Raw genomic sequence first — 20,780 nt, 5'->3', positions numbered from 1 at the left:
GTGATCGCCCCGCTGCGGTGATCGCCGTGAGCAGGATCGCGGCGGGTCCGCCAGCTCGTCGCGATCCACAGCGGCGCTCAGCCGCCTTTCCCTCCCCGCAGCCCGCGAGGGCTCGGTGCGTCAGCGCGGTGGGGGCGATCCGGTGTCCACTCCGGACGCTCCCGCCGCGCCCGCGCCGGCAGCACCTTGCACGACGAGCGAACCGGCGCTAACGTGTCGCCACCTCACGCAGGAAGGCGATCGCTCGCATCACGGGCCGCGGAAGGAACGGCAACGATGCCCGAGTTGGGATTGGCCGACACCAACGGCATCCTCGACCAGCCCTGGATCCAGCCCGACCGCACCAGCAGGGGTCTCGGCTGGGAGTGGCTGTACGTCTCGAGCCAGCGGGAGCAGCCCTACAGGTCGGAATTCGACGCGGCCGGCAGTCACCTGCTGATCCTGCACCGCAACGGGCCGGTGACCGTGCGGCGCGGCCGCTTCCGCCTGACGGATTCCCGGACGATGCCCGCGGGAGGGTTCTTCCTGCATCCCGCTGGCCGGGACCTGGCGGTGGAGCTCGGCGGGGAGTTGGACACGGTCCACGTCTACCTGTCGGACGCGGCCCTCCGGGAGGTATGCGGACACGCGGTCGAGCTCGACGAGGAGCTCGGCAGCGCCGATCCGCTGCTCGAGCAGCTCGTGCTCTCCCTCGACGGGATCCTGCGCGCGGAGGAAGCGGCGAGCCGCACCTACGTCGACCAGCTCAGCGGTCTTCTCGCGGCCCAGCTCGCGCACAAGCACAGCCGGGGCCGGACCGCCGAACCGACCAGGGCCGAGCGGGCACCGCTGACCGAACAGCAGCTCGACGCCGTGCGCGACTGGATGCACGAGCGGCTGGACGAGCCGATCCCCCTGGCCGAGATGGCCGGTCTGGTCGGTCTGAGCGTCAGCCAGTTCTCCCGGAAGTTCAAGGCCAAGACCGGGACGGCACCGCACCGGTTCCTCCTGGGACTGCGGCTCGACCAAGCGGTCCGCGCGCTGCGCACCGGATCCGCGCCCATCGCCGAGATCGCGGTGCGCTGCGGTTTCTCCCACCAGGAACACCTGACCCGGGCGATGCGCCGCCACCTCGGCACCACACCCGCCATGGTTCGCCGCACCGGCTGAGCTGCTCGGTGCGTCCGCGCACGCGGCACCAGCTCCGCACGGCCCCCAGCACGTGCGGTGTTCGTGCAGAAAGCACGCGCAGAACCTGCAGGAAACATCACCTCCGCTCCCGCACACTCGATCCACCGTGATCCCCGCACAACGCGTTCCCGAAGTGCTGGAGGGGCTGATGAGGAACTTCGTCCACTCGACCAACCCGACACGGGTGGTGTTCGGCTGCGGCACGAGCGCGCAGGTCCGCGATGAAGTGGAGAGGCGGGGATGCGCTCGCGCCCTGCTGCTGGGGAGCCCACCGCTGGCGATGCTCGCGGACCGGGTGTGGGCAGCGCTCGGACCACTGGCCGCGGCCCGCTTCGACGGAGCGGTGATGCACACTCCCGTCGAGGTCACCGAACGGGCCGTGGAGCTGGTCCGGGACCAGGCGATCGACTGCGTGGTCGCGGTCGGCGGCGGATCCACGACCGGGCTGGCGAAGGCGATCGCGGTGCGCACCGAACTGCCCCAGGTGATCCTGCCGACCACCTACGCGGGCTCCGAGGTGACACCGGTGCTCGGTGAAACCGATCGGGCTGGAAAGACCACCCGGTCGGATCCGAGCATCCTGCCCGGGACCGTCGTCTACGACGTGGAGTTCACCCTGGACATGCCGGTGTCGATGTCGGTGACCAGCGGTATCAACGCGATGGCCCACGCCGTGGAGGCCCTGTACTCGGAACGGACCAACCCGGTCGTCGACGGTTGGGCGCTCGATGCCATCGCGCGGATGAGCCGTGCGCTTCCCGCCGTCGTCGCCGACCCGTCGGACGTCGAGGCGCGTGGTGATGCCCTGCACGCCGCGTGGCTGGCCGGAACCTGCCTGGGGCACGTCGACATGGGCTTGCACCACAAGCTCTGCCACGTCCTGGGCGGCACGTTCGACCTGCCGCACGCCGAAACGCACGCGGTGGTGCTGCCGCACGCCATGGCCCACAACGCCCCCGCCAGCGGCGAGGTCATGCGGCGCATCGCCGACGCCCTCGGCGTGGACGACGCACCGGCCGGCGTGCACGACCTGATCGCCTCCCTCGGCGGACCGCTGTCGTTGCGCGAACTCGGCATGCGGGAACAGGACGTGGAAACCGCGGCCGAGCTGGCCGCAGCGAAAACCTACCCCAACCCGGGGGAAGTGACCGCCGAGAGCGCTGCTGGTGCGCTCCGCCAGGCGTGGTCCGGTCACCGGCCGAGCTCAGCAGCCCGTCCGCTGGCGGAGCTGCACCAGCTCACCGAGCAGGTCGTGTCCAGCTTCTCCGCAACGCCCGACCCGCGGGTGCGCGATCTCGTGACGGACCTGGTCCGCCGACTGCACGCGTTCGTCGCCCGCAACGACGTCACCGAGCAGGAGTGGCAGCACGCCATCGACTTCCTCACCCGCGCGGGCCAGCTCTGCAGCGATACCCGCCAGGAGTTCGTGCTGCTGTCCGACGTCCTCGGGGTGTCCAGTGCGGTGGACCTGCTGGCGAACTCGCGCACCCCGGAGACCACGCCCTCCGCGGTGCTCGGGCCGTTCCACGTGGCGGGACCGCCCGCACTGGAGCACGGCAGCGACATCGCCCGAGGCCTGCCGGGCGAATCCCTGTGGTGCGACGTCGCGGTGACCGATCCGCGGGGCGCTCCCGTTGCCGGGGCCGTGGTCGACGTGTGGCAGTCCAACGAGGACGGGTACTACGACGTCCAGCTCCCGGACCTCGACGGACCCGTCCTGCGCGCCCGGTTGCGGACGGATGGGAACGGTCGGATCACGTTCTGGACGACGGTCCCCGCGGAGTACCCGATCCCGGAGGACGGCCCGGTCGGGCAGATGCTCGAAGCCGTCGGACGACACCCCTACCGGGCACCGCACGTGCACTTCATGATCAACGCACCCGGTTACCAGCGCCTCATCACCCAGCTGTTCGTCGCGGGCGGAGCCTACCTGGACTCGGACGCGGTCTTCGGCGTGAAGAACGACCTCGTCGTCGAACTGCCGCGGCGCAGCGACCCGGCACCGGCGGGGCGGGACATCGGTGGGGCCTGGCGCGCCCTCGACTTCACGTTCCACGTGGCTCCCACCACCGAAGACAGCGACGGGAGCGAGAATTGAGCACGATGGACAACTACGACACCGACGTCCTCGTCGTCGGGGCCGGCCCGGCCGGGGGCTCTGCCGCCCTGCTGCTGGCCACCTACGGCGTCCGCACGACACTGGTCAACAAGTACGGCTGGGTGGCCAACACCCCTCGAGCGCACATCACCAACCAGCGCACCATGGAGGTGCTGCGCGACCTCGGAGTCGAGGGGGAGGCCGTCCAGCAGGGCACCCCGCCGGAGCTGATGGGCGACACCGTGCTGTGCACCTCTCTGGCCGGCGACGAGATCGGCCGCATCCGCAGCTGGGGCACCGGCGAGCGCTCGGCGACCGAATACGGCGCCGCCAGCCCCTGCACCATGCTCGATCTCCCCCAAACCCACCTCGAACCGATCCTGGTCGCGCGTGCGGCCGCACGCGGGGCCGCGGTGCGCATGGACACCGAGTTCCTCTCCCTCGAGCAGGACGCCGGCGGTGTCACGGCCCGGTTCCGGGATCGCGTCCGCTGCGACGAGTTCACCCTGCGCGCCCGCTACCTCATCGGTGCCGACGGAGCGCGAAGCCGCGTCGCCGAGCAGATCGGCCTGCCCCTCGTCGGCCAGGAGGGCAAGGCTGGCAGCATGAACATCGTCTTCGAAGCCGATCTCAGCCACCACGTCGCGCATCGGCCCAGCGTCCTGTACTGGATCATGCGTCCCGGCGCGCACACGGGTGGTATCGGCATGGGACTGGTGCGAATGGTCCGCCCTTGGCACAAGTGGATGGTGACCTGGGGGTACGACATCGACGACCCGCCCGCCGAGCTCGGCGAGCACGAGGCGCGCGAGATCGTGCACGACCTCCTCGGCGACCCCGGAATCCCCGTGACGATCACCGACCGTTCGCTGTGGACGGTCAACCACAACTACGCCGCTGAGTACAGTTCACACCGCGTCTTCTGCGCTGGAGACGCCGTGCACCGGCACCCGCCGTCGAACGGCCTCGGATCGAACACCTCCGTGCAGGACGCCTACAACCTCGCCTGGAAGTTGGCGGCCGTGATCAGCGGTCACGCCGGCCCGGGACTGCTGGAGACCTACGGTGCGGAACGCGCCCCGGTGGGCCGGCAGATCGTCGAACGGGCCAATCTCAGCCGTGACCAGTTCGGGCCCGTCTTCGAAGCGCTCGGCATCAGCGGCGAGGTCGACGACGAGACCATCACCGCGGGGCTGGCCGCCTGCCGCGAGAAGACCGAGGAAGGGGAGAAACGCCGCCGCGCCCTGCGCGAGGCCATCGAGTTGAAGAACTACGAGTTCAACGCCCACGGAGTCGAGCTCAATCAGCGCTACCGCTCCAGCGCCGTCCGCGGTGCCGACGACGAGGAAAAGTGGATCGGAGATCCCGAGCTGCACCACCAACCGACCACGCGCCCCGGCGCCAAACTTCCGCACGTCTGGTTGGTCGACGAGAACGGCATTCGGAAATCCACACTGGACCTGGTCGGAGGCGGGCACTTCACCGTCGTCACGGGCTTGTCCGGCGCTGCCTGGCAATCGGCCACCCAGTTCTGCCAGGACCGCTTCGGGCTTCCCGTTCGATTGGTCACGATCGACGGCCCCGGGGCCCGCGACGCCTACGGCGACTGGCACCGCACCGCTGAGATCGGCGAACGGGGGTGCTTGCTCGTCCGCCCGGACTGCTACATCGCCTGGCGCTGCAGCACAGCACCGCGCACCCACGACGAGGCGCAGGAACAGCTGCACGCCGCGCTCGCCGCGGTCCTGCACCGCTGACTCGGCGCGGCCTACCCGTGCCGGGTGGTTCCGGGCGAACCACCCGGCACGCGATCACGGAGGCGTCCGCCCCCGCCTCTCACCGCCTCGCGCTTGTCCTCTCGACCCCAGGTGCGCAATTCATCCCAGGATGGGAGACGATCCGTCATGGACAACGGAGTCCGCGCAAGCGTTCCCCGCAGAACCGTTCTGCACCGGTCCCTGGTTGCCACCGCCGTCGGCGGAGCCGCGCTGCTCGGCACCGGGTGTTCCGACAGCTCCCCCGTATCCTCCGGGCGCACCGCACGTTCCCTCTCCGGAGTTGAGCTGACGTTCCTCGGCACAGCTGCAGGGCCACCGGTCCACCCGGGCCGCGCCGGCATCTCCAGCGTGCTCAGCGTCCACGGCAAGAACTACGTCGTCGACTGCGGTCGCAGTTCCGTCACCCAGTACAAGAAAGCCGAACTCGAGTTCCGCGACCTGCGTTCCATATTCATCACGCATCTGCACGCCGACCACGTGTGCGATTTCTACAACTTCTTCCTCCTCGCGGGGTTCGGGCCGAACGACGCGGCCGAAGGCGACGGCATCCTGTCCCCGGTCAGCGTCCACGGCCCCGGTCCTGCCGGACGCCTCCCGCGCACCGGCGTCAACGAGCAGGCGCCGACGATCGCCCTCGAAAACCCCACCCCCGGCCTGGCGGACCTCACCGAGCACGCGCACCGGGCTTCCGCCTACAGCAGCAATCTCTTCGTCCGCGATACGGGGATCAGAGACGTCCGGACGCTCATCGACCTGCACGAGATCGCGCTGCCCGAGGTGGGCGCCGATCCCGTCCACAACCGAGCACCCCGCATGAAACCCTTCGCTGTCACCGAAGACGACCGCGTCCGTGTCTCCGCCGTGCTCGTCCCGCACGGTCCCGTCTTTCCCGCGTTCGCCTTCCGCTTCGACACCGACCACGGCTCGGTCGTGTTTTCCGGCGACACGGCCGCCAGCGACAACATCGTCGAACTCGCAACCGGAGCCGACGTCCTCGTCCACGAAGCCCTCGACATCGAGTGGTACCGCGCCAACGGCACGCCTGACCACAAGATCGCCCACCTGACCCAGTCCCACACACCCGCAGCGGCGGTCGGTTCCCTCGCCCAGAGAGCCGGCGTCGCCACCCTCGTGCTGAGCCACCTCGCCCCGGCCCCACCGTCCTCGGTGTCCGATGAACGGTGGCGCCATCAAGCCCAGCGCGGTTTCGACGGCCGCGTCATCGTGGCCGACGATCTGCAGCGCCATGCGGTGAGCTGAGGGCTCCGCCGCGCACGGAGCCCTGTTCAGCGCGGAAGGCGAGGTGCGATGATGGTCGATACCCATGTCATTTACGCTGGCGTCGGAGGTAGCGGCGATGTCACCGCTACGCACCGGATTCGACGAGATCGGCGAGCACCGAGAGTCCGTCGTAGACCTCGGTGAAGCTCGTGCTCAGAGGTGACAGTCCGATTCGGATGCCGTCCGGAGCCCGGAAGTCGGGGATGACGCCCCGCTCCCAGAGCCGGTCGTTGACCGCGCGGAAGTCCCCGCGGCGCAACGTGATGTGGCCGCCGCGGCGCGCCGGTTCGCGCGGCGAGGCCAGTTCCACGCCCCGGTCGAGCAACCAGGCGTCGGCCAGCTCCAGGGCGAAGCCCGTCAGCGCCAGCGATTTCTCCCGCACAGCCCCGATACCGGCTTCTTCGAGCGCGTCCAGACCGGTCACCAGCGGCATCATGGCCAGGATCGGGGGCGTGCCGCTGATCATGCCGCGCACCCCCTCGGCGGGCTGGTGGCCCGGGCCCATCGCGAACGGCTCGCGGTGACCCATCCAGCCCCGGATCGGCTGGTGCACCCTGCCGTGGTGGCGCCGGTTCACGTACCCGAACGCGGGCGCGCCCGGCCCGCCGTTGAGGTACTTGTAGGTGCAGCCGACCGCGAAGTCGGCCTCCCAGTCGTCCAACTGCACCGGCGCGGAACCGACCGAGTGGCACAGGTCCCACAGCACCAGCGCGCCCGCGTCGTGCGCGGTGCGGGTGATCGTCGCGGCATCGGCCAGGTACCCGGAGCGGTAGGCCACGTGGCTGAACACCACCAGCGCCGTGTCCGGTCCGGCCACCGCCGCGACCTGCTCGGCGGTGACCCCCGCCGCCGGGTCGGTGGTGATCCACCGCAGGTCCAGGCCCCGCTCGGCCGCGATGCCCTCCAGCACGTAGCGGTCGGTCGGGAAGTTGTCCGTGTCCAGCACGATCTCGGTGCGTCCCGGACGGGCGTCCACCGCGGCGCGGGCGAGCTTGTAGAGCAGCACCGTGGTCGAGTCGGCGACCACCACCTGCCCCTCGCCGGCACCGATCGCGGTGCGGCCGAGGCGGTCGCCGACCTGCTGCGGCCAGTCGAGCCAGCCGTCGCTCCAACCGCGGATCAGCCGCCGTCCCCACTGCTCGCGGATGAACTCGTCCATCCGCTCGGCGGTGGCCCGCATCGGGCGGCCCAGCGAGTTGCCGTCGAGGTAGGCGAGGACGTCGCCTTCCCCGGCGGGCAGGAACTCCGCCCGGTGCGCGCGCAGCGGATCGGTCTCGTCCAGGGCGCGGGCCTTCTCCTGCGCGGCGGCGCGGTCCAGCATGGTCTTCCCTCCGGTCTGCCAGGTCACTGCTGCGCGTCCTGCACTCCGCACGCTCCGATCTCGGTGCGCACCGCGTACATCTCGGGGAAGAAGGTGAGGTCCAGCGCCTGCTCGAGGAAGGCCACCCCGCTGGAGCCGCCGGTGCCGCGCTTGAACCCGATCACCCGTTCCACGGTCTTGAGGTGCCGGAAGCGCCAGATCTGGAAGTTCTCCTCCAGGTCCACCAGCTCCTCGCAGGTCTCGTAGGCCTCCCAGTTCTCCTTCGGCGCCTCGTAGATGCCGCGGATCACCGGCACCAGCTCGGGGGTGAAGGTGTGCGCCTGCCGAACGTCGCGTTCCAGCAGCGACTCCGGCACCGGGTGTCCGCAGCGGGCCAGGTAGCGGAGGAACTCGTCGTAGATGCTCGGCCGGTCGCGCAGCTCGACGAGCATCGCGCGGGCCTCCTCGTCGTGGCTGAACACCTCGAGCATGTCCTCGTTCTTGTTGCCCAGGACGAATTCGACGGCGCGGTACTGGGCGGACTGGAAGCCCGAGGAACTGCCCAGGAAACCGCGGAACTCCGCGTACTCCGAGGGGGTCAAGGTGGCCAGCACCGACCACTGCTCGGTGAGCGTGCGCTGGATGTGCTTGACCCGGGCCAGGCCCTTGAGCGCGGACCGCAGCCGGTCGCCGGCCATGTGCTCCTGGGCCGCGCGCAACTCGTGCAGCACGAGCTTGAGCCACAGTTCGGAGGTCTGGTGCTGGATGATGAACAGCAGCTCGTCGTGGTGCTCCGGCTCGCTGATCGGTTGCTGTGCCGACAGCAGCAGGTCCAGGCGCAGGTAGTTCCCGTAGGTGAGCTTGTCGCGCAAGTCGCGCACGACCTGCTCCTCGACGGGGCGGGTGTTGCTCGCCTCGGCCATGCGGATCTCCTCACATCACGCGCGCCTCGGACCTCGGTCAGGTCGTGCTGCAGCATGCAGGCGGTCGTCAAAGTAACGCAGGACGCCGAGAACCAGGCGGACCACCGCGGCGTCATCGGTACCGCGGCGACCGGGCGAGCACCCGGCGCAGCGGCAGCGGAAGCCTCCGTCCCGGACGCGCCCACCGCCCGAGCTCCCCCTTGGCCGCCTCGAGGCGGTCAGCGCCAGTGCCCGGCAGGTACAGGCTGTCGACGAGCAGTGCGGCGGCCTCACCGGTCTCCACCGGGAACCGGAAGATCCGCCGCTCGGTGCTGCGGACCTCGAACCCGTGCCCGGCCAGGATGCGGGGAAGGCCGTCGCAGGCGCGCGGGTTGGGCCAGGGCTGGCCCGTGGCGCCGAGGGCCCGCAGCACTCGCGCCCAGCCGAGCCAGCCCTGCGGCGAGACTCCGATCCGGGACGGCACCAGGGCGACGAGGAGACCACCCGGCCGCAGGACGCGCCTGAACTCGGCCAGCACGGCCTCCAGCGGGGTGAGCACCTGCAGCGACAGCGCGGCGCACACGGCACCAGCAGCACCGTCGCCGAACGGCAGCGCATCGGCGCGGGCCCGCACGAGCGGTCCCCGCCCGGCGGCCGCGGCCGCGGCCAGCTCCCCGGCGCTGAGGTCCACGCCGACCCAGTCGCGCCCGGCCAGGTGCTCCCGCGTCGGTCCGGAGCCGCACGCGGCATCCACGATCCTGCCCGCGGTGCCGCGCAGGGGGGCGACCAACCACGCGTGCGGCGAACCGTCCACGCGGCCGAGCACCCGTTCGGTGACACCGGACTTGCGGTCGTGGAAATCCGCGAGGTAGTGCCGCCAGGCGGCATCGCGGTCCTCGGAGCTGTCCGGCGCGGAGTCGTTCGTCACGGGGCTGACAATTCCGTTGCGACCTCTCCCCCGCAACCGGTGCACTCGAGCGCGACGACCGGCTCGCCGGGATGGGAGCATGCGTACCGAGGCCCTCGTGGAGGCACGATGAACGCGGAACACGACGACTCGCCCAGCGCTGTCGAGTTCTACTGGCGCCCCGGCTGCCCGTTCTGCATGGCGCTCAGGGTGCCGCTGCGCCGCAGCGCCCTGCCCGTGCGGGAGGTCAACATCTGGAAGGACCGCGGGGCCGCTCAGCGCGTGCGGGCGGCGACCGGCGGCGACGAGACCGTTCCCACGGTCTTCGTCGGCCAGCACGCCCTGGTCAACCCGAGCTTCCGGCAGGTCCGCGCCGCCGTCCGCGAGCACGCACCGCACCTGCTCGACGAGGGGGAACCCGCGCGGGGCCGGGCGTTCCGCCTCTTCCGGCGCCGGCGGTGAGACCGGGCGAGGTCCTCGTCCGGTCCCCGGTTCGGCGCGCGCCATCCCGCTCGCCCGCTGACGAGCGGGATCGCTGACCTCGGGCACCGGACCGGGCCGACGCGCCCGTCGGTGCCCACCCCCGGTAGGACCTCGTTGTGTAACGGCGGTCACCGAACGGACCGGGCCGCGGAGCGCATGCTGGGCCGGACGGGCTCGCGATCCGGAACGGGCTCGCGGATTCGGCACGGGAGGTCTGCCATGTCCACCACCGCTCATCCCGCCCACCCGGTGCAGGTGGTCGCGTCCCGCGTTCTCCACGGGGCCGTCGCCGGGATCGGCGGCGGAATCGTGTTCGGCGTTCTGATGGCGATGATGGGCATGCTGCCCATGGTCGCGATGCTCGTCGGCAGCGGGAGCGCCGCCGTCGGAGCTGTCGTGCACCTGGCGATCTCCGCGATCCTCGGCGCAGGTTTCGGGCTGCTGGTACCGGTGGCGCAGTTCTGGCCGCTGCTGGGGTCCGGTCTGGTCTACGGCGTGATCTGGTGGGTGCTCGGCGGCCTGCTGCTCATGCCAGCCGGGCTGGGCATGCCCGTGCTGCAGATGGGCACCAGCGCCGCGCAGAGCCTGCTGGGGCACCTGCTCTACGGAATCGTCACCGCACTGGTCTTCTACGGGATCCGGCACCGGAAGCAGCGCGCGTGACCGGGCACTGCGCGTAAGCACCGGTCCTGCGGCGCCGCACCTCGAGCGGCTGGACAACCGCCGAGGCGGGACGATGGTGGCCAGTGCCCCACCATCGCCGGAGGACCTGCCGGTGCACGAGAACCACTACTGCTTGTCCGAAGTCGACCTCTTCCAGGGCCTCTCCCGGCGGGAGATGGCCGACCTGGGAGCGCGTGCCCCGCTGCGCGACGTCCCTGCGGGGCAAGTGCTCTACAGCCCGCAGCGCCCGGCCGAGGCGCTGTTCATCATCAAGCGCGGCCGGGTGCGCCTGTACCGGATCGGCTCCGCGGGACAGACCGTGACCACCGCGCTGCTCGGCCGCGGCACCGTGTTCGGAGACCTCCCGCTCATCGGACTGCGGATGGGCGAGGACTGGGCCGAGGCCCTGGAACCGTCGCAACTGTGCCTGATGGGTCTGCACGACGTGCGGCAGCTGCTGCTGGCCGACCCGCGGATCGCCACCCGCATCGTCGAGCACATGACCGAGCGGATCCATGACCGAGCGGATCGCCGAGCTCGAACGCCGCCTGACCGACCTGGCGTCGAAGAGCCTCCCGCAGCGACTGGCCGGCACGTTGTGGACCCTGACGAAGGGGGCTCCGCCGGAGACCGCCCCCGAACCGGTCCGATTGACCCATCACCAGCTCGCCGGTCTGGCCAACGCCACCCGGGAACGCACCACCACCGCCTTGGGGGAGCTGGCCGAGCGGGGACTCGTCCGGCTGCACCGCGGGAAGATCACCGTCACCGACCGGAAGCGGCTGCTGACCTACGCCGAAAGCGGCGGCCGGGTTCCCGGCGGCTCCCCGCCGGAGGTGTGAACGCGGCACAGCACCGGCAACTGCCGCACGATCCACCGCTGCGCGGAGGGCAGCGTCACGGCCGGGCGCGCACGCCCGGCGTCCGCACCGGAACCTTCCCTCCTCCCGGCGAGCACCGCGGGTCCCGACCGGTGCGCCCCGCTCCGGCTGCTCACGCGGGGCGGTTCGCGGAGAGCAGCGCTGCTCTCCGCACGCAGCTACGCCTCGGAGCCCGCGTCACCGTGCTCGGCCGGGGTCTCGATGATGCGGCAGACGGTGGCGCTCGCGCCGCGGCGCTGGTCGTTGCGCGCGTTCTCGCGCACGGAGGCCAGCGTGGTGCGGAGCGCGCGGAGCTCGACCAGGGTCCGGTCGATGTCGTTGATGCGCTCGTCGAGCAGCGCGGTGACCCGGTCGCACGGCACGCTTCCCCGGCGTTGCAGGTCGAGGATGTTCTTGATCTCCGGCAGGGTGAGCCCGAGGGTCTTGGCGCGGCGGATGAACTGCAGCACGGCGATGTCGCCGTCGGTGAACAGGCGGTAGCCGGACGCGGTGCGCTCGGCCGCGGGCAGCAGGCCCTTGGCCTCCCACAACCGGATGGCCTTGGCCGAGACCCCGACGATCCCGGCCGCGCCGCCGACGGTGTGCACCATGGCGATCCCTCCTTCGCGGGCTCGTCCGCCCATTGTCGCCCCTCCGTTCGAGGCCCCCTCCGTTCGAAGCCGGGGCCCACCAGCACCGCGGCCTCGGCGAAAGCGCAGTTCACCCGGTGGTGCGCTCCCCCGCGTCCGGATCGATCCGGCCGAGGCTGCCGACGGCCTCCAGCAGCAGCGACGGGCGGGTGCCGATGGAGTTGACGAAGATGGAGGTCACCGAGGCGGCCATGGCGATCATGGCCCACACGGGGTAGACGAGCCCGGTGGTGGCCAGCGGGATCCCGATGCCGTTGAAGGTGAACGCCAAGCCCACGTTCACCCGGGTGCGCCGGTAGGCCCGGGCGCTGACCTCCCGGGCGTCGAGCACGGCGGTCACGTCCTCGCGCAGCAGCACGACGTCCGCGGACTCCACGGCGATGTCCGTGCCGCCACCGGCGGCGATGCCCACGTCGGCCTGCATCAGCGCGGGCGCGTCGTTGATGCCGTCGCCGACCACGGCCACCCGCGTGCCGCCGGCCTGCAGCTCGCGCACGATGGCGGCCTTGCCCTCCGGGCGCACGCCGGCACGGACGTCGTCGATGCCGAGGCGCGCGGCGACGTACCGCGCCGCCCGCTCGTCGTCCCCGGTGACCAGCACCGGCTCCACACCGCGCTCGCGCATGGCTGCGACCGCCTCGGCGGCGTCCGGGCGCGGCTCGTCGCCCAGCGCCAGCGCTCCGAGGACGGCTCCACCGGCTGCCACGGCGATCACGGTGTGCCCGGAGTCCTCCCGCTGCTCGCTCCGCACAGCGAGCCCCGCGGTGTCCGCACCGGACTCCGCGAGGAGCTCCGGCTTGCCGACGAGCACGTCCCGCCCGCGCACGGTGGCGCGCACCCCGGCACCGGGGACCGACTCGAAGTCCTCGGCCTCGGGCACGGGCACGCCCCGGTTCCGGGCGGTGTCGACGATCGCGCGGGCCAGCGGGTGTTCGGAGTGCTGCTCCGCCGCTGCCGCCAGCTCCAGCAGCTCGTCCTCGCCGGTGGCGGTGGCGCGCACGTCGCGCACGGTCGGCCTGCCCTCGGTGAGCGTGCCGGTCTTGTCCAGCACGACGGCCCGCACCAGCCGGAAGGTCTGGAACGCCTCGCCGGTGCGCATCACCACGCCCCGGTCCGCGGCCTGCCCGGTGCCGCGCACGATGGCCAGCGGAGCGGCGATGCCCACCGCGCAGGGGTAGCCCATCACCAGCACCGACAGCGCGGCGAACACCGCCCGGCGCACGTCGGGCTCGCCGGCGAACACCCACGTGCCGGTCAGCCAGACCAGCAGCGCCAGCGCGGAGATCGTCAGCACGGTGGGGGTGTAGATCCGCAGCACCCGGTCGACCAGGTGCAGGATGCCCGGCTTGAGCGCGCGGGAGTCCTCCACGTGGCGGACGACCTGGGCGAGGAACCCCTCCGCGCCGGTCGCCGCCACCTCCACCACCAGACTGCCGGTGCCGTTGATCGCCCCGCCGACGACCTCGCCGCCCGGGCCGCGCTCCGCCGGCACGGCTTCACCGGTGACCAGCGAGAAGTCGATCGCCGACTCCCCGGAGACGATGCGGCCGTCCAGCGGGACGCGCTCGCCCGGGCGGATGCGGATGCGCCGGCCGACTGCGACGTCCTCGACCGGCACCTCGGATTCGGCGCCGTCGGCGCCCACCACGCGGGCCAGGTCGGGCTGCAGGTCCAGCAGCTTCTTGACCGCCTGGCTGGAGCGGGTTTTGACCAGCAGCGAGAGCCACTCGGAGAAGACGTGGTAGTTCGCCACCAGCACCGACACGGCGAAGAACGCCGCCGTGGGGTACCCGGGCAGCAGGCCGGTCAGCCCGATCACGCCACCGGTGATGCCGGCGAACGCGCCGACCTCCAGCAGCACGTGCTGGTTGAGGACGCCGCGCCGCGCGGACTGGTAGGCCATCCGCAGGATGTGCGGGGCCACCCCGGCGACCACGGCCGCGGCCAGGAGTCCGGCCACCCAGCCGAGCACCGGTGGGTCCAGCGCACCGGTGCCGCGCAGGACGAGCGCGGCCACCCCGGGTGCCACGACGGCCAGCGCGCCGCTCCCCGCCACCGCCCGGCCGGCGCGGCGCAGCACCGCGTAGGAGACCGGCACCATCAACGCCACCACGGTCAGCGGCACCAGCACCGACCAGATCCCGGCGAGCTCGGCGATGAGTCCGATCGCGGTCAGGCTCGCGGCCACCGCACCCAGCAACCGCTTTCCCTCGCGGACGAGGTCGCGCTCCTCGTCGGCGAAGGCGCGCAGCTTGCGCGGGTCGTACAGCTCGTAGCCGACGTCGCGCAGGTCGCCCAGGATCCGCTCCGGGGTGATCCGCTCGGCCTCGTAGTCGACCAGCACCTGCTCGTGCGTCAGGCTCACCGCGACCTGGCCGACCCCGTCCAGCCGGCCGAGGGTCTTCTCGATCGTGCCCGTGCACAACGAGCAGTGCAGGCCCGCGACCTTCGCCCGGACCCGCCGGTGCCCCGGATGCGGACTCGGCTCGGACTCCCACAGCTGCGTACGTTCCTCGGTGGCCGTGCTCATCGCTCGCCCTCCTGGCCTGCGAAGCTGGTTCTTCCCGCTGGGAGGCAAGCTAGAACCTCGCCCTCGGGGGAAGGTCAACCTCGAGGACGGGCGGGCTTCGGAACTCCTGCGCCGACCGGATGGGTACCGTGCGCCGCCGCGCTCACGCAGCAGGCACGGGGACGGCGATCCGCAGGGGTGGTCGCGGGTTCGGCGCGCTGACCCCGCAGGTCGGACCCGGTGCACGAGGTGCGGGACGGCCGAGCCGCCCCGTTGCCTCCGCGGTCACCGCACCTGCGTGCCCGTCCCGGAGATGCGACTGCTCAGCGGCGTGTCCGGGAAGCTGCGCAGGCTGCGCTTGAGCTCGGCGAACCCCGGCCAGCGGGCGAGGGTGGCGGTCGCGTCCCACAGCCGCAGGGCCTCACCACTCTCCGGGGCGCGATCGATGACCGGACCGAACAGGGCGGGCCCGTCCGGCGGGTCGAACGACAGGACCGGCGTGCCCACGCCACCACCGGCGCGTTGGACGGCCTCCTCCGTCTCGGTGCGCAGCTCGGCGTCCCAGCCCGCGTCCGCGGCCGCTTCGGCGAGTCCGCGGGGCAGGCCGGCGAACTCGAGCACGCCGGCCAGGTCGCGCCCGGCGGCGGTGCTCGCCAGCACGGCCTCGAAGCTCTCCTCCGCGGGCGGTTCGACGTTCCAGACCGCCTCGCCCAGCGCCCGGTAGAGCTCACCGACCACCTCGTCGCCGTGCGCGGCCCGGGCCGCGGCGACCACGCGGAGCATCTCCAGCCCGCGCTGGTGGGCCTGCGGGTAGGCGGCCGGTTTGCCCTCGTAGCCGATCGGCTCGTTGAGCACCCGCAGCGACAGCGGACGCCACCGCACGCCGAGCGGGCGCTGCGCGGCCACCGAGCGCACCCACTGCGCGGTGACCCAGCAGAAGGGGCAGACCGGGTCGAAGAAGAACTCGATGTGCTCGTCGCGCACGTTCCTGCACCTCGCATTCGCGACTGGTCGCGCGCGGCAACGCCCCGGCGACGACGCTCCCACCGGTGCCTGCGCCCGCGCCGCGGCGGGCGCCGGTGGCGGAGTCGCTCAGGAGAACGGGGTCCGCGGGCGCTCCTGCGGCTGCCCGTCCACCTCGGTGTCGACGCGTTCGTCGTAGAAGCAGGCGAGACCGGCGATCTTCTGGCTCTCGGGAAGGGGCGCGCGGTAGCACCACACGACATCGGTGTGCTCGGTGCCGTCGATGACCGCGCTCCAGTACGACGCGGTCCCCTTGTACGGGCACCGGGTCCGGTGCTCGGACGGGCGCAGCAGGTCGACGCGCACGTCGGTCAGCGGCAGGTAGTACCGCGGCGGCAGCCCGGTCTCGAAGAGGACGTGCGGGCGGTGCGAATCCGCGACCACGACACCGCCGATCCGCACCACCACGTGCCGCGAGCTCTCGAGGATGTCGACGCGCGTGTACGGATCGCGCGGATGCACGTACACGGGCTCGTCCTCCTCGAACCACTGGTCCATCGCGCCCCACTCGATGCGCACCAGGTCGCGCAGCTCGCCGACGGCGGACTCGGGGTAGCGGACCGCGGCCTCCGCGGCCCGGGCCTCCCCCACCTGCACGTGGAAGACCTCGCCGCTGCCGAGATCCGCACGTCCCGGGGCGGTGCCAGTCGGTTCCAGCACCGCGTGGACGTCCGCTGCCGGCAGGTAGTACGTGGGGTAGTACGGCTTCTCCCACACCAGCACCGGGCGTCGCGTATCCACCACCAGGCGCCCGCCGAGGTAGGCCCGCACCCGTTTCGCGGACCGCTCGACGCGCACCGCCTCCGATGTCGTGCTCATACCGCCATCGTGACGCACGCGCGCGCCGCCGGCGAGGGGACGCGGGAGGTCGGCGACGGAACCGCCGGTGATCACCTCTCCGCGAGGTGGCCTGCCAGCCACGAGGCGGCCCGCTCCCGGAAGCGTTCCGGGGGGAGGCCACCGACGTCCTCGGGAAGAGCGGCCACGATCGGCACTGCGCTCACGCGCGGCAGCTCGGCGAGGTTGCACTCCTCGGCCAGGCCGAGCTCCCCCGGAACCGCGCCGAGGACCAGCCCGGCCGGTTCCAACCCCCGCCCGCGCAGCGCGTCGACGGTGAGCGCGGTGTGGTTGAGGGTGCCGAGGCCGAGGCGGGTCACGACGTACACCCGCACCGGGTGGTCCCGGGCGAGTTCGGCGGCGAGGTCCGGCAGCGTGCCGCCGTCGGTGTCGAGCCGGACCAGGACACCGCCGGATCCCTCGACGATCACGGTCTCGCGGGTCGCGGCCAGCTCGCGGATGCGGGCGGCGTGCTCGCTGATCGGGGGGATCCCGACACCGCGCAGCCGGGCGGCCGTGTCCGGCGCGAGCGGGTCGTCGAGCCGGGTGAGCTCGACGACATCGCAGCCGGCGAGGTGCCGCACCGCGGAGCTGTCGGGCTCGTCGGTGGCGGCGCCGGTCTGGGCCGGCTTGACGACGAGCGCACCCGGTCCGGAGCGGACGGCGAGCGCCGCGGTGGCCACGGTCTTGCCGACACCGGTGTCGGTGCCCGTCACGATGGTGATCACGAGCGCCCCCGGTGGTCGTCGACGACACCGATGAGCACGTGCGCGGCCCGCGCCCAGAGCGCGTCGTCGAGGCCGCTGCGGTTGGTGATCCGCAGCCGCGAGATCCCGTCCGGCACGGACGGCGGCCGGAAGCACCCGACGCGGACACCGGAGGCCAGCGCCGCGTCCTGCGCGGCCACCGCGGTCCGCGGCGAGGGCATCGGGACCGAGAGCACGGCGCCGTCCGACCGCGGCACTCCGAGCCGGTCGGCCAGCTCGCCACCGCGCTCGTGGATCTGCGCGGGCAACTCGGGGTGCCGGCGCAGCTGCCGGAGCGCGGCCAGCGCCGCGGCGGTGGGCGCCGGTGCCAGGCCGGTGTCGAAGATGAACGGGCGGGACCGGTTGGTGAGGTGGTCGATCAGCGCGGCGGAGCCGAGGACGGCTCCGCCCATCGCACCGAGCGCCTTCGACAGCGTCGCGGTCATCACCACGTGCGGATGCCCGGCGAGGCCGTGTTCGTGCACCAGTCCCCGGCCGCCGTCGCCGAGCACGCCGATCCCGTGCGCCTCGTCGACGACGAGCAGCGCGTCGTGCTCGGCGCAGGCCGCGGCCAGGTCCGCGAGCGGGGCGGCGTCACCGAGCACCGAGAAGACCGACTCGGTCAGCACGATCGTCCGCCGGCCGCCGGCACCGGCCAGCGCGTCCCGGACCGCGGACACGTCGTTGTGGCCGACCACCTCGATCGCCGCCCGGGACATCCGCGCGGCGTCGATCAGCGAGGCGTGCACGTGCGCGTCGGAGATGATCAGCGAGTGCTTGTCCGCCAGCGCCGTCACCGCGGACAGGTTGGCGTGGTACCCGGTCGAGAGGACCAGCGCCGCCGCGCGCCCGGTGAACTCGGCGAACTCGCGCTCCAACTCGACGTGCAGCGCGGTGGTGCCGGTGACCAGCCGGGAGGCACCCGCCCCGGCGCCCCAGGCGAGCGCGGCGTCGGCGGCGGCCTGCCGCACGTCGGGGTGGCCGCTCAGCCCCAGGTAGTCGTTGCCCGCGAGGTCGACGGCCTCCTCGCGGACCGCCCGCGGCCGCAACACGCGCTGCAGGCCCGCCTCCTCGCGCGCGACCCGCTGCTCGGCGAACCACTCGTCCCATCCGCTCGTGCGGCCTCCGGTGCCCTGCGGGACACCCGCACCCGGTCGGCCCGCACGATCAGTCCCGGCCCCGTCGTCGATCATGCGGCCTCCGAAGCCGCCGCGATCGCCGCGCAGATGGCGGCGATGTCCTCGTCGGTGCACACGTAGGGCGGCATGGTGTAGATGAGGTCGCGGAACGGGCGCAGCCAAACTCCCCGGGACAACGCCGCTTCCGTCGCCTTCTCCACGTCGATCGGGTGCTCGAGCTGCACCGCGCCGACCGCGCCGAGCACGCGCACGTCGACGGCGTCGATCTCGTGCAGCTGCTGCAGACCGGTGTTGATCCGCACCACGTCGTCCGCCCAGCCACCGCTGGCCAGCAGGTCCAGGCTCGCCGCGGCGACGGCGCAGGCGAGCGGATTGCCCATGAACGTGGGCCCGTGCATGAGCACGCCGGAGTCGCTCGTGGACAGTCCGCGGGCCACTTCGGACGTGCACAGCGCGGCTGCCATCGTCATGTACCCGCCGGTGAGCGCTTTGCCGAGGCACAGCACGTCCGGCGCGACCCCGCCGGCCTCGGTGGCGAACAGCGTTCCGGTGCGGCCGAATCCGGTGGCGATCTCGTCGAAGACCAGCACCAGCCCGTGCTCGTCGGCGACCTCGCGGAAGACCCGCAGGCACTCGGCCGGATAGGGGTGCATCCCGCCGGCACCCTGCAGCAGCGGTTCCACGACCAGCCCGGCGAGCCGGTCGGAGTGCTCGGCCGCGAGCGCGCGGAAACCCGCGGCCCACGCCTCGACGTCACCGCCTCGCCGGGGCGGGCGTTCGCCGAAGACCTGCTCCGGCAGCAGCCCGGACCACATCGCGTGCATGCCGCCCTCCGGGTCGCACACGCTCATGCAGTCGAAGGTGTCGCCGTGGTAACCGCCGCGGACGGTGAGGAAGCGGGTCCGCTCCGGGCGGCCGGCCCCGCGCTGGTACTGCAGCGCCATCTTCATCGCCACTTCGACGCTCACCGAGCCGGAGTCGGCGAGGAAGACGCGGTCGAGACCTGCCGGCGTCAGCTCGACCAGGCGCCGGGCCACCTCGACCGCCGGTTCGTGGGTGAGCCCGCCGAACATGACGTGCGACATCCGGTCGACCTGGCGACGCAGCGCCTCGTCGAGCGCCGGGTGCCGGTAGCCGTGGATGGCCGACCACCACGACGCCATGCCGTCGACCACCTCGCCGACGCCGTCGATGCTGATCCGGCTCCCCGACGCGCCGGTGACCAGCCGCGTCGGAGCGGGGTCGAGCATCGAGGTGTACGGGTGCCACAGGTGTTCGCGGTCGTACGCGAGCAGTTCCCCGGGAGTCATCAGGCGTTCGGCAGGACGTCGGTGCCCGCTCCGCGGCGGCGGATCGACGGGTCGATCGGTTCCGGCTGTTCGACCCGTTGGGCTCGCTCCTCCTCGGACCCCAGCACGACGAAGCCGTTGTCGCGGATCATCTCCAGGTCCGCCCTGGCCTCCTGCCCTTCCGAGGTGAGGTAGTCGCCGAGGAAGAGGGAGTTGGCGACGTGCAGCGCGATCGACTGCAGCGAGCGCAGGTGCATCTCGCGGCCGCCGGCGATGCGGACCTCCTTGTCCGGGCAGACGAAGCGCGCCATCGCCAGGACCCGCACGCAGTAGGCGGGGGTGAGTTCCCACGTGTCCTCGAACGGGGTTCCGTCGAACGGCATCAGGAAGTTGACCGGGATCGAGTCGGAGTCCAGGTCCCGCAGCGCGAACAGCGCCTCGACCAGCTGCTCGTCGGTCTCGCCCAGCCCGGCGATCAGGCCGGAGCAGGGCGAGAGCGCCGCGCCCTTCGCCTTCTGCACGGTGTCGACCCGGTCGTCGTAGGTGTGGGTCTGGACGATGTTGGCGTGGTTGCTCTCGGCGGTGTTGATGTTGTGGTTGTAGGCGTCGACCCCGGCGTCCTTGAGCCGCTCGGCCTGCCCCTCCTTCAGGAAGCCCAGGCAGGCGCAGACCTCGACGTCGGGGTTCTCCCCCTTGAGCGCTCCGACCATCTCGGTGACCTTGTCGATGTCCCGGGAGGACGGGCCGCGCCCCGAGGCGACCAGGCAGACTCGGCCGGCCCCGCCCCGGATCCCCGCGCCGGCCTGCTCGAGCGCCTCGTCCTTCGACAGCCACGAGTACTTGAGGATGGGCGCGTCGGAGCCGAGCGCCTGCGAGCAGTAGTTGCAGTTCTCCGGGCACATGCCCGACTTGAGGTTGACCAGGTAGTTCACCTTCACCGTGTTGCCGAAGTGCGCGCGGCGCAGCCTGCCGGCTGCGGCCACCACGTCCATCAGCTCGGACTCGTCGGCGCGCAGCACCGCGAGGGCGTCCTCGGGGGTGGCCGGGGTCCCGCCGAGGACCCCGTCGGCGAGCTCGTGGAAGGTGGGGCTCATGGCTCCTCCCGGTGTCGGCTGGTGCGGCGACCTGAACGGCGTTCACCTGAA

The 20,780-nt window shown here is 72.2% G+C and carries 18 protein-coding genes and 1 pseudogene; 8 read left to right on the top strand and 11 right to left on the bottom strand.

The annotated features are described in order from the left end of the window. The first annotated feature begins 276 nt into the window (after nucleotides 1–276). The 4 genes from ACYVJE_RS07505 (at nucleotide 277) to ACYVJE_RS07490 (ending at nucleotide 6,306) form a co-directional block, all read left to right on the top strand. Nucleotides 277–1,149: a helix-turn-helix domain-containing protein gene (locus ACYVJE_RS07505; RefSeq protein WP_461143879.1), complete on the top strand. Its 873-nt coding sequence runs from the start codon at nucleotides 277–279 to the stop codon at nucleotides 1,147–1,149. 169 nt (nucleotides 1,150–1,318) lie between these two features. Beyond that, entirely contained in the window at nucleotides 1,319–3,268 is a 1,950-nt protein-coding gene (locus ACYVJE_RS07500; RefSeq protein WP_461143878.1) for a maleylacetate reductase and hydroxyquinol 1,2-dioxygenase domain-containing protein, read from the top strand. Nucleotides 3,269–3,273: 5 nt separating this feature from the next. Then, nucleotides 3,274–5,025, top strand: coding sequence for an FAD-dependent oxidoreductase (locus ACYVJE_RS07495; protein ID WP_461144029.1), 1,752 nt, complete (start codon nucleotides 3,274–3,276; stop codon nucleotides 5,023–5,025). Between the two features lie 369 nt (nucleotides 5,026–5,394). Continuing rightward, nucleotides 5,395–6,306, top strand: a complete 912-nt coding sequence (locus ACYVJE_RS07490; RefSeq protein WP_461143877.1) for an MBL fold metallo-hydrolase — start codon at nucleotides 5,395–5,397, stop codon at nucleotides 6,304–6,306. A 106-nt stretch (nucleotides 6,307–6,412) separates the two neighbouring features. On the opposite strand, the gene kynU is transcribed toward ACYVJE_RS07490, so the two are convergent. The 3 genes from kynU to ACYVJE_RS07475 form a co-directional block, all read right to left on the bottom strand. Continuing rightward, complete coding sequence (gene kynU, locus ACYVJE_RS07485; protein ID WP_461144028.1) at nucleotides 6,413–7,648, bottom strand: kynureninase; 1,236 nt, start codon at nucleotides 7,646–7,648, stop codon at nucleotides 6,413–6,415. A gap of 23 nt (nucleotides 7,649–7,671) precedes the next feature. Beyond that, complete coding sequence (locus ACYVJE_RS07480) at nucleotides 7,672–8,550, bottom strand: tryptophan 2,3-dioxygenase (RefSeq protein WP_461143876.1); 879 nt, start codon at nucleotides 8,548–8,550, stop codon at nucleotides 7,672–7,674. 112 nt (nucleotides 8,551–8,662) lie between these two features. Continuing rightward, complete coding sequence (locus ACYVJE_RS07475) at nucleotides 8,663–9,457, bottom strand: class I SAM-dependent methyltransferase (RefSeq protein ID WP_461143875.1); 795 nt, start codon at nucleotides 9,455–9,457, stop codon at nucleotides 8,663–8,665. Nucleotides 9,458–9,565: 108 nt separating this feature from the next. On the opposite strand from ACYVJE_RS07475, the gene ACYVJE_RS07470 reads away from it, so the two are divergent. The 4 genes and pseudogenes from ACYVJE_RS07470 to ACYVJE_RS07455 all read left to right on the top strand — a co-directional run bounded on the left by ACYVJE_RS07470 (nucleotide 9,566) and on the right by ACYVJE_RS07455 (nucleotide 11,424). Then, nucleotides 9,566–9,898, top strand: coding sequence for a glutaredoxin domain-containing protein (locus tag ACYVJE_RS07470; protein ID WP_461143874.1), 333 nt, complete (start codon nucleotides 9,566–9,568; stop codon nucleotides 9,896–9,898). A gap of 240 nt (nucleotides 9,899–10,138) precedes the next feature. Then, nucleotides 10,139–10,582 carry a hypothetical protein gene (locus tag ACYVJE_RS07465; RefSeq protein ID WP_461143873.1) on the top strand — a complete coding sequence of 148 codons (444 nt, stop codon included), beginning with the start codon at nucleotides 10,139–10,141 and terminating at the stop codon, nucleotides 10,580–10,582. A 73-nt stretch (nucleotides 10,583–10,655) separates the two neighbouring features. Beyond that, nucleotides 10,656–10,985: pseudogene (locus tag ACYVJE_RS07460) on the top strand (cyclic nucleotide-binding domain-containing protein); the annotation flags it as partial. A gap of 112 nt (nucleotides 10,986–11,097) precedes the next feature. Further along, nucleotides 11,098–11,424 (top strand): Crp/Fnr family transcriptional regulator, encoded by a 327-nt coding sequence (locus ACYVJE_RS07455; RefSeq protein ID WP_461143872.1) that lies wholly within the window; start codon nucleotides 11,098–11,100, stop codon nucleotides 11,422–11,424. Nucleotides 11,425–11,621: 197 nt separating this feature from the next. Here ACYVJE_RS07455 and ACYVJE_RS07450 read toward each other — a convergent pair whose 3' ends face one another. The 8 genes from ACYVJE_RS07450 to bioB all read right to left on the bottom strand — a co-directional run bounded on the left by ACYVJE_RS07450 (nucleotide 11,622) and on the right by bioB (nucleotide 20,729). Next, nucleotides 11,622–12,053, bottom strand: a complete 432-nt coding sequence (locus ACYVJE_RS07450) for a MerR family DNA-binding protein (RefSeq protein ID WP_459156123.1) — start codon at nucleotides 12,051–12,053, stop codon at nucleotides 11,622–11,624. Nucleotides 12,054–12,162: 109 nt separating this feature from the next. Beyond that, nucleotides 12,163–14,622 (bottom strand): heavy metal translocating P-type ATPase, encoded by a 2,460-nt coding sequence (locus ACYVJE_RS07445; RefSeq protein ID WP_461143871.1) that lies wholly within the window; start codon nucleotides 14,620–14,622, stop codon nucleotides 12,163–12,165. A gap of 264 nt (nucleotides 14,623–14,886) precedes the next feature. Beyond that, nucleotides 14,887–15,585, bottom strand: coding sequence for a mycothiol-dependent nitroreductase Rv2466c family protein (locus ACYVJE_RS07440; protein WP_461143870.1), 699 nt, complete (start codon nucleotides 15,583–15,585; stop codon nucleotides 14,887–14,889). A 108-nt stretch (nucleotides 15,586–15,693) separates the two neighbouring features. Further along, on the bottom strand, nucleotides 15,694–16,443 hold the full coding sequence (locus ACYVJE_RS07435; protein WP_461143869.1) for a DUF427 domain-containing protein: 750 nt from the start codon (nucleotides 16,441–16,443) through the stop codon (nucleotides 15,694–15,696). Nucleotides 16,444–16,514: 71 nt separating this feature from the next. Then, complete coding sequence (bioD, locus tag ACYVJE_RS07430; protein WP_461143868.1) at nucleotides 16,515–17,189, bottom strand: dethiobiotin synthase; 675 nt, start codon at nucleotides 17,187–17,189, stop codon at nucleotides 16,515–16,517. Beyond that, nucleotides 17,186–18,400: an 8-amino-7-oxononanoate synthase gene (locus ACYVJE_RS07425; RefSeq protein WP_461143867.1), complete on the bottom strand. Its 1,215-nt coding sequence runs from the start codon at nucleotides 18,398–18,400 to the stop codon at nucleotides 17,186–17,188. Before ACYVJE_RS07425 ends, bioD begins: the two co-directional genes overlap by 4 nt. Then, nucleotides 18,397–19,656 carry an adenosylmethionine--8-amino-7-oxononanoate transaminase gene (locus tag ACYVJE_RS07420; protein WP_461143866.1) on the bottom strand — a complete coding sequence of 420 codons (1,260 nt, stop codon included), beginning with the start codon at nucleotides 19,654–19,656 and terminating at the stop codon, nucleotides 18,397–18,399. Before ACYVJE_RS07420 ends, ACYVJE_RS07425 begins: the two co-directional genes overlap by 4 nt. Beyond that, nucleotides 19,656–20,729, bottom strand: coding sequence for a biotin synthase BioB (gene bioB, locus ACYVJE_RS07415; protein ID WP_461143865.1), 1,074 nt, complete (start codon nucleotides 20,727–20,729; stop codon nucleotides 19,656–19,658). The genes ACYVJE_RS07420 and bioB overlap by 1 nt, the downstream gene beginning before the upstream one ends. Between the last annotated feature and the right edge of the window lie 51 nt (nucleotides 20,730–20,780).

The organism is Salinifilum aidingensis (genome assembly GCF_054782015.1).
Note: the sequence above shows the minus strand (reverse complement) of the source record. Positions and strands in the feature narration are given on the sequence as shown.